This window comes from Arthrobacter woluwensis (genome assembly GCF_900105345.1).
GTDB classification, from domain to species: Bacteria; Actinomycetota; Actinomycetes; order Actinomycetales; family Micrococcaceae; genus Arthrobacter_E; species Arthrobacter_E woluwensis.
The window spans coordinates 243626-256402 of the sequence record NZ_FNSN01000004.1; the positions used below are offsets into that span (position 1 = coordinate 243626).

Annotated in this window: 13 protein-coding genes; 3 read left to right on the plus strand and 10 right to left on the minus strand. The window is 68.7% G+C overall.

What is annotated here, in order from left to right:
* Position 1 precedes the first annotated feature (1 nt).
* The gene (locus BLV63_RS16730) at positions 2-691 is read right to left on the minus strand and encodes a SipW-dependent-type signal peptide-containing protein (RefSeq protein ID WP_066214704.1); all 690 of its coding nucleotides are present in this window, start codon (positions 689-691) and stop codon (positions 2-4) included.
* A 254-nt stretch (positions 692-945) separates the two neighbouring features.
* Between BLV63_RS16730 and BLV63_RS16735 the strand changes: the two genes are divergently transcribed.
* On the plus strand, positions 946-2520 hold the full coding sequence (locus tag BLV63_RS16735) for an AMP-binding protein (RefSeq protein WP_066214703.1): 1575 nt from the start codon (positions 946-948) through the stop codon (positions 2518-2520).
* Between the two features lie 232 nt (positions 2521-2752).
* Here BLV63_RS16735 and BLV63_RS16740 read toward each other — a convergent pair whose 3' ends face one another.
* The 4 genes from BLV63_RS16740 to BLV63_RS16755 all read right to left on the minus strand — a co-directional run bounded on the left by BLV63_RS16740 (position 2753) and on the right by BLV63_RS16755 (position 6504).
* Positions 2753-3175 (minus strand): DUF3151 domain-containing protein, encoded by a 423-nt coding sequence (locus BLV63_RS16740; RefSeq protein ID WP_066214700.1) that lies wholly within the window; start codon positions 3173-3175, stop codon positions 2753-2755.
* 2 nt (positions 3176-3177) lie between these two features.
* Positions 3178-4200: a class II fructose-bisphosphate aldolase gene (gene fbaA / locus BLV63_RS16745; RefSeq protein ID WP_066214698.1), complete on the minus strand. Its 1023-nt coding sequence runs from the start codon at positions 4198-4200 to the stop codon at positions 3178-3180.
* Positions 4201-4396: 196 nt separating this feature from the next.
* A complete protein-coding gene (locus BLV63_RS16750) occupies positions 4397-5131 on the minus strand; it encodes a TrmH family RNA methyltransferase (protein WP_074784654.1) in 735 nt (244 codons plus the stop codon).
* A 98-nt stretch (positions 5132-5229) separates the two neighbouring features.
* Positions 5230-6504 carry a hypothetical protein gene (locus BLV63_RS16755; RefSeq protein WP_066214696.1) on the minus strand — a complete coding sequence of 425 codons (1275 nt, stop codon included), beginning with the start codon at positions 6502-6504 and terminating at the stop codon, positions 5230-5232.
* A gap of 182 nt (positions 6505-6686) precedes the next feature.
* On the opposite strand from BLV63_RS16755, the gene BLV63_RS16760 reads away from it, so the two are divergent.
* Positions 6687-7511 carry an HAD-IIA family hydrolase gene (locus BLV63_RS16760; RefSeq protein WP_066214694.1) on the plus strand — a complete coding sequence of 275 codons (825 nt, stop codon included), beginning with the start codon at positions 6687-6689 and terminating at the stop codon, positions 7509-7511.
* A 16-nt stretch (positions 7512-7527) separates the two neighbouring features.
* Here the strand turns inward: BLV63_RS16760 and BLV63_RS16765 are convergent, their stop codons facing one another.
* The 5 genes from BLV63_RS16765 to BLV63_RS16785 form a co-directional block, all read right to left on the minus strand.
* Complete coding sequence (locus BLV63_RS16765; protein WP_066214692.1) at positions 7528-7869, minus strand: hypothetical protein; 342 nt, start codon at positions 7867-7869, stop codon at positions 7528-7530.
* A gap of 90 nt (positions 7870-7959) precedes the next feature.
* Positions 7960-8478, minus strand: a complete 519-nt coding sequence (locus BLV63_RS16770; protein WP_066214690.1) for a phosphoribosyltransferase — start codon at positions 8476-8478, stop codon at positions 7960-7962.
* A gap of 97 nt (positions 8479-8575) precedes the next feature.
* Entirely contained in the window at positions 8576-9634 is a 1059-nt protein-coding gene (locus BLV63_RS16775; protein ID WP_139244781.1) for an alpha/beta fold hydrolase, read from the minus strand.
* The gene (gene pyrE / locus BLV63_RS16780; protein WP_066214684.1) at positions 9615-10184 is read right to left on the minus strand and encodes an orotate phosphoribosyltransferase; all 570 of its coding nucleotides are present in this window, start codon (positions 10182-10184) and stop codon (positions 9615-9617) included. The genes BLV63_RS16775 and pyrE overlap by 20 nt, the downstream gene beginning before the upstream one ends.
* Positions 10185-10193: 9 nt before the next feature.
* Positions 10194-11585, minus strand: a complete 1392-nt coding sequence (locus tag BLV63_RS16785) for an MFS transporter (RefSeq protein WP_066214682.1) — start codon at positions 11583-11585, stop codon at positions 10194-10196.
* A 269-nt stretch (positions 11586-11854) separates the two neighbouring features.
* Here BLV63_RS16785 and nadE point away from each other — a divergent pair, with 269 nt between their 5' ends.
* Positions 11855-12682 carry an NAD(+) synthase gene (nadE, locus tag BLV63_RS16790; RefSeq protein WP_066217240.1) on the plus strand — a complete coding sequence of 276 codons (828 nt, stop codon included), beginning with the start codon at positions 11855-11857 and terminating at the stop codon, positions 12680-12682.
* The last annotated feature ends 95 nt before the right edge of the window (positions 12683-12777 follow it).

Genomic DNA, 12777 nt, shown 5'->3' on the forward strand with positions numbered 1-12777 from the left:
ATCAGGAACCGACGGTGCTGGTGAAGCGCCAGAGCGGGGTGGTCTTCTTGCCCTGGAGCGTCGGATCCGCGGTGGTCGGCAACGTGATCGCCAGGCAGATGTCCACCCCGGTGCCGGCGGTGACGGCATCCGGACCGGCCGGCAGGCTGATCGGAGTGGCCGAGGTGGCGGTCAGCGGCTGACCGGCGGCCACCAGGACGGTGCCATTGGCGGTGAAGCCCGCCGCGTTGCACTGGGCCTTGGTCACGCCGGTCTTGGCCGAGTAGGTCAGAGCCGCGTAGAGCGCCGAGTTGTTGGTGGGGTCCACCACGGGGGTGGCCTGCACGCCTTCGGCGAGGGTCGCGGTCAGCGCCTCGGAGCCGACCGCCGCCCGGAGCTGCATCGGCGCGTAGACCGTGCTGCCCGGGACCAGCTTGTCGGCGTTGACGGCGAAGGTCAGGGCCCCGCCGTTCTTGGCGCTCTGGTCGCTCCAGGCCGCGGCGCCCGCGGTCCCGGTCCAGGTGTTCTGCTCCATGTGGTAGACCCGGGTGCCCGGGCCGCCGGTTCCGGCGTCGTTCTGGCCGAAGACCCATTCATTGTCGGTCCAGGCGGCGAGCGTGAAGACCGCGCCTACTCCCAGAACGAGACCTCCGGCCAGGATGGCGCGGACTTTCCGGGAACGGAATGGACGAGTGGTGGATTGATTCTCCATGGTGATGCCTTGTCATAGCAGTTGAGTGATGAATAAGCACCCGGCCCCCTACTGCTGCCATGCAGTGCTGATTTCAGTGCATCATCGGAGGCACACCGTGTCAACGGGTAAGTGATTGCAATCCGTCATCTTGCCGCGTCGCACGTCGGGGCCGGTCTGGACCTCTCGCCATTTCGGCCGGGATCACCCATACTGACCGGTAACCAAGGCACCGCGGCCCTGTCGGCGCCTGGCACCGGCACGCAGGAGGCACCGTGTTCAGCAGTCCGTTCCCCGACGTCGACATCCCTGATGTGAGCGTGTACGACTACCTTTTCGGCTCCCTGGATGACAACGACCGCGCGCGGATCGCTCTGGTCGACGGAACCACCGGCGCGCAGACCGACTACGGGACGCTCGCGGCGCAGATCGACGCGGTCGCAGGCTATCTGGCGGCCCACGGCGTGCGGCCGGGCGATGTGGTGGGGCTCTTCGCCCCCAACATCCCGGCCTTCGCGGCGGTCTTCCATGGGATCCTCCGCGCCGGCGCTGCCGCCACCACCATCAACGCTCTCTACACCGCCGACGAGGTGGGGCACCAGCTCGAGGACGCCGGGGCCGGCTGGCTCTTCACGATCTCGCCGTTCCTGGAACGCGCCGAAGCCGCCGCGGCCCATCAGGGCATTCCCGCGGAGCGCCTCGTGGTCCTGGACGGAGCCCCGGGACACCCCTCCCTCAAGGACGTGCTGACCGCCGGCCACCCGGCGCCCGAAGTGCACCTCGACCCCGCCACCCACATCGCGGCGCTCCCCTTCTCCTCCGGCACAAGCGGCAAGCCCAAGGGCGTCATGCTCACCCACCGCAATCTGGTGGCCAACGTCCAGCAGAGCCGGGCTCTCCTGGAGGTCGACCGCGACGACGTGCTGCTCGCCCTGCTCCCGTTCTTCCACATCTACGGGATGACCGTGCTGCTGAACCTGGCCCTCGCCGAACGCGCACAGCTCGTCACGATGCCCAAGTTCGACCTCACCGAGTTCCTGCGCATCATCCAGGAACACCGCGTGACGTACCTCTTCATCGCGCCTCCGGTGGCCGTCGCCCTCGCGAAGCACCCCCTCGTGGCGGACTACGACCTCTCCAGCGTCCACACCGCCCTGTCCGGGGCCGCGCCGCTGGACGAGGAACTGGGGCACGCCGTCGCGGAACGTCTCGGCTGCACGATGCTGCAGGGCTACGGGATGAGCGAGATGAGCCCGGTCTCCCACCTGATCCCCCGCTCGTCCGAAGGCGTGCCGCTGGGCAGCTGCGGCTACACCGTGCCGAACATGGACATCCGGATCGTGGACCTGGCCACCGGGGAGGACATCGACCCTCCGGCCGAGGGCGTGAGCGAACCGGGTCACCTGCTCTGCCGCGGGCCCAACGTCATGGTGGGGTACCTGAACCTCCCCGAGGCGACGGCGGAGACCCTCGACGCCGACGGCTTCCTGCACACCGGGGACATCGCCACGGTCTCCTCCACCGGCGTGGTCAGCATCGTCGACCGGCTCAAGGAGCTCATCAAGTACAAGGGCTATCAGATCCCGCCGGCCGAGCTGGAAGCCCTGCTGCTCACGCACCCCGAGGTCGCCGACGTCGCAGTGGTCGGCGCCTACGACGAGGACCACCAGGAGGTGCCCAAGGCGTTCGTCGTGCGGCAGCCCGGTTCGGAGCTCGACGCCGCCGCGGTCATGGAGTTCGTGGCGGCCCACGTCGCCCCGCACAAGAAGGTACGGCAGGTCGAGTTCCTGGACGCCATCCCGAAGTCGGCGTCGGGCAAGATCCTGCGGCGCGAGCTGCGCAAGGCCTGAAGGGGACAGCGGCGACCCCGCGCTGAACTCGCTGGAACGGGGCTGAGCTCGCTGAAAGCAGTAGCGAGCTCAGCCCGAAGATCGCGAGTTCAGCGGCGGGGAGGCGGGCAATAGCGATGTCGGCGACCCGGCGCTCCTGATACGACGACGGCGGCCGGTCACCAAGAGGTGACCGGCCGCCGTCGTCGTATCAGCAAGCCGAAGCTCGGCTCAGTCGAAGCTCAGCCGAAGCTCAGAGGGCCTCGATGGCCGCCTTCGCCGTGGGGTCCGAGTCGTTGAGGAACTTCTCGATCCGCTCGGGCTCGTCGGGCTCATTGATGGCCGCGGAGGCGCGGCCCAGGGCGTAGAGCGCCCGGAGGAAACCCTGGTTCGGCTCGTGCTCCCACGGGATGGGACCGGCGCCGCGCCAGCCGTTGCGGCGCAGGGCGTCCAGGCCGCGGTGGTACCCGACCCGGGCGAACGCGTAGGACTCGACGGTCCGGCCTTCGGTCCAGGCCTGCTCCGCCGCAAGGGCCCAGAGCAGGGACGACGCCGGGTACTTCGCCACGAGCTCTTGGGGGTGCGCGCCGACAGCGAGGTGCTGGTACACCTCGGTCTCGGCCGGCAGCTTCGTGGGCTCAGGCCCCAGGAGGTTCGAACGGAATTCGTCGGACATGCTTACTTGCCGCTCTTGCCGGCGGAACCGAGCTGCTGAGCGGCTTCGACGATGCGGGCCGCCATGCCGGCCTCGGCGGAGGCGCCCCAGACGCGCGGGTCGTAGGCCTTCTTGTTGCCGATCTCGCCGTCGACCTTCAGCACACCGTCGTAGTTGCTGAACATGTGGCCGGCCACCGGGCGGGTGAAGGCGTACTGGGTGTCCGTGTCCACGTTCATCTTGATGACGCCGTAGGAGACGGCGTCCGCGATCTCCTGCTCGGAGGAGCCGGAACCGCCGTGGAAGACCAGGTCGAACGGGCTGGCCTTGCCGATCTTGGCGCCGACCTCCTCCTGGATCTTCTTCAGCAGCTCGGGACGCAGCTTCACGCCGCCCGGCTTGTACACGCCGTGCACATTGCCGAAGGTGAGGGCCGTGATGTAGCGGCCGTTTTCGCCGGAGCCCAGGGCCTCGATGGTCGCCAGGGCGTCCTCGGTGGTGGTGTAGAGCTTCTCGTTGATCTCGTTCTCCACACCGTCCTCTTCGCCGCCGACGGTGCCGATCTCGACCTCGAGGATCATCTTGGCGGCCGCGGTGCGGTCCAGGAGCTCACGGGCGATGCGCAGGTTCTCGCCGAGCTCCTCGTGGGAGCCGTCCCACATGTGGGAGTTGAAGAGCGGGTCGCGGCCGGCCTTGACCTCGGCCTCGGAGGCGGCGAGGAGCGGCAGGACGAAGCTGTCCAGCTTGTCCTTCGGGCAGTGGTCCGTGTGCAGGGCGATGTTGATGTCGTAGTTCTTGGCCACTTCGCGGGCGAAGGCCGCGAAGGCGAGGGAACCGGCCACCATGTCCTTGACGGAGGCGCCGGACCAGTAGGCCGCACCACCGGTGGAGACCTGGATGATGCCGTCAGAACCGGCCTCGGCGAAACCACGGAGGGCCGCGTTGAGGGTCTGCGAGGAGGTGACGTTCACGGCCGGGTAGGCAAAGCCGCCTGCCTTGGCACGGTCGATCATGTCGGCGTAGATTTCCGGGGTTGCGATAGGCATGCTGACTCCTGGTGATGCAACGGGATGGGCCGGACAGCAGGGATGGTGCCGACCGATTCGCGCTATTTCCGCGTGACTGAACCCATCCTAGCCAGCAAGCACGCGGGCATGGAATGTGGCCCGGATCATGACGCGCGGCGGGCCCGGCGCTCCGCGGGGGATCACGCGGCACGCCGGGGCCGTCGGCCGTGCCGCGTCAGGACACGTGCTGGCCGAAGACGTGACGACGCACCCACGCGTGCATCGCGATCGCCGCGGCCGAGGCCGCGTTCATGGACCGGGTGGAGCCGAACTGCTCGATCGACAGGGTGGCCTCCGCCGCACGGTGGACCTCCTCGGACAGCCCCGGCCCCTCCTGACCGAACACCAGGACGCAGTTCTTCGGCAGCTCGTAGGTCTCCAGCGGCACGGAGTCCGGGAAGATGTCCACGCCGAGGATCGTGACGCCCTCTCCCTGGGCCCAGGCCACGAAGTCGTCGACCGTGGGGTGGTGCCGGATGTGCTGGTACTTGTCCGTCACCATCGCCCCGCGGCGGTTCCAGCGCCGGCGCCCGATGATGTGGACCTCCTTGGCCAGGAAGGCGTTCGCGGTGCGGACCACGGTCCCGATGTTGAGATCGTGCTGCCAGTTCTCGATCGCCACATGGAAATCGTGCCGACGGGTGTCGAGCTCCGCCACGATCGCGTCGTGTTTCCAGTAGCGGTACTGATCCAGCACATTGCGCCGGTCCCCGTGCTCCAGCAACTCAGGGTCCCAATGGTCCCCCTCGGGCCACGGCCCCTCCCACGGGCCGACGCCCACTTCCGGAGCCGCGACGGCGTCCGCTCCGCCCTCGGCATCCGGCGCGACGACGGCGCGGGCCCCGGCGTCGTCGTCCGTGTCCTGTGCGGGGGCGGGCAGGCCGGGGTCGCCGGAGGTCTGATCAGTCACCCTTCAACTGTAGTGGGACGCGCAGAGCCCGGACCGAAGGCCCGGGCTCTGCGCGGAGTGCCGGTCTCAGACGAGGCCGAGCAGGAGGTGTGGGCCGCTCAGGGCATCCGCCACTTGTTGATGCGGAAGGAGTTGGCCAGCTCCGCCATGAGGCCGGGGTGCTGGTCCCAGTAGCTCTGGTGACCGCTCACGCCGAGCAGCTGGGGCGTGCCCCACGGCGTGATGGTGAAGAGGTTGACGCCCTGGATGGCGTCGCCCTTCGAGGTCTTGCATTCGAAGCCGACCACCACGGCCAGGCCGCGGAGGAAGGACCGGATCTCCGGCTTCGTGGTGCGGAAGTCCGAGGCGCACTTGTGGCTCACCACCACGGAGGCGAGCTGTTCGGACGACATGCCACTGAGCTTCGTCTCGAGCTGCTTGATGAGGCCCTTGATCTTCTCCGGGTCGGAACCGTACTTCTGAGACTCCGATTCGGCGAAGAAGGAGAACGCGACGGACAGGCCGTCCGAGTCGAGCTGATTGGTGCCCGCGGCGGCCCGCTGCATCTCCTGGCCGCTTTCCGGGTCTTTCGTGATGCCGAGGCTGACGTCCGTGGACCATTCCTTCAGGCGGGCGAAGCTCGACTCACCGGTGACGAAACGGCTGAACGTGGAATCGCCGTCCGCCGGTGCGCCGTCCGGGCTCTTGTAGACCTTCCACTCCTCCGGGAGTGGAACGGCACCGGCGGGCATCGACACGGCGGGGGCGCTGGAATCCTCCGGCGACGGCTCTTCGGAGGGCTGCTCCGACGTCGTCTCCTCGGGACTGGACTCCGGGCTGCTCTGCTGCGACGCGGTGTCGACGGCGCGCGGCTCCTTGTTGCCGGACAGCGCCGGCACCAGCCAGGCGAACACGACCACGAGCACCACGACGAGTGCGGCGGCGATGCTGCCGAGCACGATCGCCAGGGTCTTGCGGTTGCCGGCGGATGGGGGCGGCGGCACGGGCGGCAGGCCGTTGCGGAGGACCGTGTGGTCCTCCTCTTCCGGGACGTGCACCTGGAAGGACTGCTGCTGACCGGGCTGCTGTCCCGGCTGCTGGGGATACGACTGGGTCGGAGCCTGACCGGGGTAGGAGGAACCCGGGTACGGGTTCTGCTGCTGACCGGCGCCCGGGTACTGGTTCCCCGGGTAGGGGTTGCCGGGGTACTGCTGGCCCTGATTCTGGGCGCCCGGATTCTGTGCGCCGGGATTCTGGGCGCCGGGGTACGGGTTCCCCTGCTGCTGTCCTGGGTTCTGCTGCGGATTCTGGCCGGGCCGGCCAGGGACATCGCGGGGGTCCAGGGGTCGGGTGCTGCCGAGGGGCGGCTGTTCAGGCTCGTTGTTCGGGTCCATGGGTCTTCTTTTCACGAGGAGGAGTGATGAGTCCCATTAAATCAAATCGTTGGATTCACTGGGAAACTCTCTCCCATTTCGCCATATTCCGGGCTGTCGCGCCAGTCATGACGGCGATTTCACGTTCCGTTCAGACGTGGGGCGGAACGTAGAGTGGAGACAGTCTCATCTGAGGAGGAATCATGAGCGACGCCGAACGCAGTCCCTTGCGCAATCACCGGAGCGGTCAGGAGATCGAATGCTGGCTCACCGACATGGACGGCGTGCTGGTTCATGAGAACCACGCGATCCCCGGAGCCGCCGAACTCATCCAGCGCTGGGTCGACACTTCCAAGCGCTTCCTCGTCCTGACCAACAACTCGATCTTCACGCCGCGAGACCTCGCCGCGCGCCTGGCGTCGTCCGGCCTGGAGGTCCCCGAGGAGAACATCTGGACCTCCGCACTGGCCACGGCCCAGTTCCTGAAGGAGCAGGTGCACAGCTCGGACAGCGGCAACCGCGCCTACACGATCGGTGAGGCCGGACTGACGACGGCGCTGCACGAGGCGGGCTTCATCCTCACGGATCAGGACCCCGACTTCGTGGTGCTCGGCGAAACCCGGACGTACTCCTTCGAAGCGATCACCATGGCCATCCGCCTCATCCTGGCGGGCGCCCGGTTCATCGCGACCAACCCGGACGCCACCGGCCCCTCCAAAGAAGGCCCGATGCCGGCCACGGGCGCCATCGCCGCGCTCATCACCAAGGCCACCGGCCGCGAACCGTACATCGTGGGCAAGCCCAATCCGATGATGTTCCGTTCGGCCATGAACCGGATCGACGCCCACTCCGAGACCACGGCCATGATCGGCGACCGCATGGACACGGACATCGTGGCGGGCATGGAGGCCGGTCTGCACACGGTGCTCGTGCTCTCCGGCATCACCCGGAGCGACGAGATCAGCTCCTACCCGTTCCGCCCCAACCAGGTCCTCACGAGCGTCGCGGCGCTCGTCGACCAGATCTAGGCCGGGCAGGGCCGGCTCAGGCGGCCGGGCCCAGCCTGCCCAGGCCCGTGGCGAAATCGGTCGCATAGACGAGCGTGACGTCACGGCCCGGGGGCAGCAGCAGGGAAGCCGCCTGCGTCATGGCGTCGGCCTGGATGTACACCGCGACGTGGCAGGAGCGGTCCGCCGGGATCTCGAAGGTCATGAACCCCCAGAACACCACGTAACTGCGCCCGTCGATGCTCACCACGGGCCAGAACCGGCCCGAGGCCATCACGTTCTGGGTGGTCACCTGAAGGGTCAGCAGGCGCCGCTCCCCCTCGTGGTGCTCGACGTACGGGATCACGCCGTTCGGCAGGGGCTGCCCGGAAACGCTCATGCCGCTCTCCTCAGGATGCTCTCGTCAGCGAGCCGGGACGGCGGACCGGAGGCCGGCCCGCCGTCGTGCTCCAGGGTCGAAGATCAGGGCTCAGACCGTCGGCTCGACCGGCGGCAGCGAGGACCACGGGAAGGTGATCCACTTGTCCGTGCGGCGCCATTCGAAGTCCGGCGCCAGGATGGTGCGGGGCTTGGTGTAGAGGCAGACGGTCTTGACCTCGGCGCCCCAGTCACCGATCAGGTCGACCACCTTGGCCAGGGTGCGGCCGGAATCGGAGACGTCGTCCACCAGGAGCACCTTCTTGCCGCTCAGCGCGCCCTCGTCCAGCATGGGCGGCAGGACCACGGGCTCCGGCAGCACGGTGCCGATGCCGGTGTAGAACTCCACGTTCAGGGCGCCACACGCCTTGGCCCCGAGGGCGTAGGCGATGGAGCCGGCCAGGAGCAGGCCGCCACGGGCGATCGCCACCACCACGTCCGGCTGGAACCCGCTGTCCACCACGGTCTGGGCCAGCTCGCGCGACGCGTCGCCGAAGGTGTCCCAGGTGAGGACTTCGCGTTCGGGCTCGGGGAGGACGTCCACCCCGGAATCATCAAGGTTGTTTGCCATGTACCAAAGTTACCGGTGCGCCCGCTGCGGCGGGTAGTCGGGGCGGAACGCGACAGTGCGACGGCCACGGCGCGCCTGGGGGTGCGCCCACCGGAAGTCACAGGGGGAAGTAGCGATTCATGATCCGCTCAAGGATCGGGTGGTACACCTGCGGGCTCCACTGCGGACTGGCGTGAGCGGGGACCGCCCCGAGCGTCTCGATGTCGGAGCTCAGCAGCTGGGACGGGAACGCGTTCCGCCAGCCCTGCCGGGCCGTGTCGTAGTCCACCGTGCCGTCTTCCGGATTGCCGATGAACACCAGGCTCGTGTACGGCAGCCGCTCCGCCAGCGGGCGCACATCGAAGCCGTACACGTAGGCCGCCTCACTCTGGATGAGGAACGACGACGGCGCCAGCGGGCTCAGCTGCTCGGCCGTCTGTTCCAGGATCTGCCGCCAGGTCCTCTCGTGCTTGTTGACGATCCGCTCCCCCAGCTCGTAACCGCCCCGGACGATCGTGGGGATCGGCACGCCCTGCTCGTAGGTGTAGACGACGCCGCCGAACGAGTCCTGGTCCAGCACGTCGTAGCGGCTGGCGGGACTGGAGTCGAGCAGGATGAACCGCACCTGGATCCGGTGACGTTCCCACAGGAGCACCGCCGTCTGCACCGCGAGCATCCCGCCAAAGCTGTGTCCGTACAAGAACACGTGGCGGATCCCGCGGAGCCGGATCGACGCGGCGATGGCGTCCACCACGTCGTTCACGGACAGGCCGAGATTCGAGTACCCCACGGCGGCCATCCGTCCCCAGCGGCCGATCGCCGGTTTGAGGGTCGTCAGGATGAAGGACGCCTCGTCCCAGCTGGTCTTGAATCCCGGGAGCAGATACCAGCCCGCGTCGGCCGGGGCGTCCCCGGGCGCGTCGTCACCGAGGGTCAGGATCGTGGTCTGCCGTCGCTGCTCGGCGATGGCCCTCGTGTAGACGAGGTCCCCGGCGAGGAATGCGGAGGCGCCGCCCAGCCAGAGGAAACTCCGCCGCGAAAACCGGCGCATGCGGCCGGCCGTGCGCAGCAGGGACGCGAGATCGCGACGGCGGGCCGCGCCGTCGTCGTCGGGCCCTGTGCCCGGACCGTCCGGCCCGGGCACAGGGGGCGGGAGATCAGTCGAGTCCGAGTTCATCCTTGGAGAAGGCGAACAGGTAGGGGACGCCCGCCTCGGCTTCGATCTTTTCCTTGGCGCCGGTGTTGCGGTCCACGATCACGGCCACGGCCTTGACGTTGCCGCCCGCGTTCCGGACGCCTTCGATGGCGGTCAGCGCGGAGCCGCCGGTGGTGGAGGTGTCCTCGAGGACCACGACGTCGCGGCCATCGACGCCCGGGCCTTCCACCTGGCGGCCCATGCCGTAGGACTTCTGGGCCTTGCGGACCACGAAGGCGTCGATGGAGCGGCCCGCGTCGCCGGCGGCGTGCATGAGCGCGGTGCCCACGGGGTCGGCGCCCATGGTCAGGCCGCCCGCGGTCTCGAATTCGATGCCGGCGTCGTCCAGCAGCTGGAGCATGACCTGACCCACCAGGCGGGAGGCCTCGTGGTGCAGGGTGATGCGGCGCAGGTCGACGTAGTAGTCGGCCTCCTTGCCACTGGAGAGGGTCACCTTGCCGTGGACCACGGCGAGTTCCTTGATGAGGTCGAGCAGGCGGGCGCGGGCAGCGGCGGCGTCGAGGGCAGTCATACGAGAAGTTTATCGACTGGCGGAGGCCGCGCCGTCAGCCGGCTCCTGGACCGGCGGATTGCGGATGCCCACCGCGGAGACCAGACCGCCCACGACCAGCAGGAGCGCCGTGACGAGGAGGACCCGGTGGAAGCCGTCGAGGTCCAGCGTCGGTCCCACGATAAGGCCGAGCACGGCCACGCCCACCAAGCCCGCCACCCGCGCCACGGCGTTGTTCACCGCTGAGCCGATGCCCGATTGCTCCTCCGACACCGAGCCGAGGATGGCCGCCGTCAGCGGGGCCACCGTCACGGACAGGCCGATGCCGAACAGCAGGATGCCCGGCAGCAGCTGGGTCCAGTAGTCCACCGGCATGCGGGTCGTGACCATGAGCAGGTAGCCGGCGCCGCCCAGGATCGGCCCAAGGGCCATGAACCACCGCGGTCCGAAACGTCCCGCGAGGGAGCCGAACCAGCTGGAGAGCGCGATGTTCAGGATGCTGATGGGCAGCGTGGCCAGAGCGGCGAAGGTGGCCGGGAACCCCGCCACCTGCTGCAGGAAGAGCACCACGATCAGGCCGCCGATCGAGAGCGCCGCGTAGATGAAGGTGGTGGCGATGTTCCCGACGCCGAAGTTGCGCACCGTGAACAGGCTCAGGGGCATGAGGGGCTGCTTCGCCGTCGCCTGGCGCCAGAGGAAACCCGCCAGGCACAGCACGCCCACGACAAACGGGATCCAGATGCCGGGACTCCCCCAGCCCAGATTCCCCTGCTCGATCAGGGCGTACACCGGGCCGCCGAGGCCGAGCACGCAGAGGACGGCCCCCGCGTAGTCGATCCGGACACCCTGCGCCCGGGTGTCCTTCATCCCGAGGACGGCCAGCAGGTACAGGGTCACGGCGATGGGCAGGACGTTGATCCAGAACACGGAGCGCCAGCCGACGGTGTCCACCAGGACGCCGCCCAGGATCGGCCCCGCGATGAAGGCCACCGTGGTGCCCGCCGTCCAATGGCCGATGGCCTTCGCGCGGTCGGGTCCGCTGAAGTTCGCGGTGATGAGCGCCAGCGAACTGGGCACGAGGAGCGCGGCGGCCGCTCCCTGGAATCCGCGGCCCACGATCAGGACCTCTGCCGTCGGGGCGAAGGCGCACACGAGCGAGGTCACACCGAAGCCGATCAGACCGATCCGCAGGATCAGGATCCTGCCGAGCACGTCCGAGAGCGATCCCGCCAGCAGGATGAGGGCGCCCAGGGTGATGAGGTATGCGTCCACGACCCACTGCTGCGTGGCCAGTCCCCCGCCGAATTCACGGTCGATGGCCGGGAGCGCGACGTTGATGACACTGCCGTCCAGGAAGGAGACGAAGGACGCCAGGATGGTGATCCAGAGAATGAGCCGCTGAGCGGCGGGGCCGGTCTTCATGCCGAGGAACTCCGGTTCTGCAGCGCGATGCCCCCGGGGCGGGATGGGCCCGGAAGCACGGCGGCGGGTGCCGCCGGTTCCATTCTGCCCCCGGGAGCGTTCGGGTGGGGGCGGGGCGTCCGGGTGGGGGCGGTCGGCGCGGGGCGCCGGTGCGGAGCGTCCGGGCGCGGGGGCACCGCGCGAGGGGGCGCGGGGGCGCGGGGGCGCGGGGGCGCCGCGCGCGGAAACGGTGTAACCCTCGCGAAACGCGAGGCGAGTACCCTGGGCGTATGCGCGCACTTCAGGCACAGATCATCGAGGAAATGGGCGTCAAGCCCGAGATCGACCCCGCGGCGGAGGTTGCGGCACGGGTGGATTTCCTGGCGTCCTATCTGCGGGCGACCAAGACCAACGGCTTCGTGCTGGGCATCTCCGGAGGAGTGGACTCGTCGCTCGCCGGGAAGCTCTGCCAGCTCGCCGTCGAGAAGCTCTCCTTCGACGGGGTGGAGGCCGCCTTCGTCGCGGTCCGTCTGCCCTACCGCGTCCAGCACGATGAGGACGACGCCCAGGCGGCGCTCGCGTTCATCAAGCCCCACACCGAGTGGACCTTCAATGTGGGGCCCGGCGTGGACGGTGTGGAGGAGGAGTTCCTGAAGACCACGGGCTCCGAGATCTCCGATTTCAACAAGGGCAATGTGAAGGCCCGCATCCGCATGGTGGCGCAGTACGCGCTGGCCGGCGAACACAACTACCTCGTGGTGGGGACCGACCACGGCGCCGAGTCGGTCACCGGGTTCTTCACCAAGTTCGGCGACGGCGGGGCCGATGTGCTGCCGCTCTTCGGCCTCAACAAGCGCCAGAACCGTCAGCTGCTGGAGCACCTGGGCGCGCCGCGCCAGGTGTGGGAGAAGGTCCCGACGGCGGACCTTCTGGACGGCAAGCCCGGACGCACCGACGAGGACGAGCTGGGCATCACCTACGACCAGATCGACGACTACCTCGAGGGCCGCGAGGTTCCCGAGGGCGTCGCCGCGACGATCGAGGAGAAGTACCTCCGCACACGCCACAAGCGCACCACTCCGGTCACGATCCACGACGAGTGGTGGAAGCAGGGCTGACCTCACCTCCCCCGCCCGCGAGAGAACAGTTGGCGCCCCATAGATCGCTTCTATGGGGCGCCAACTGTTCTCTCGCGGAGAGGTTCGCGGCCAGG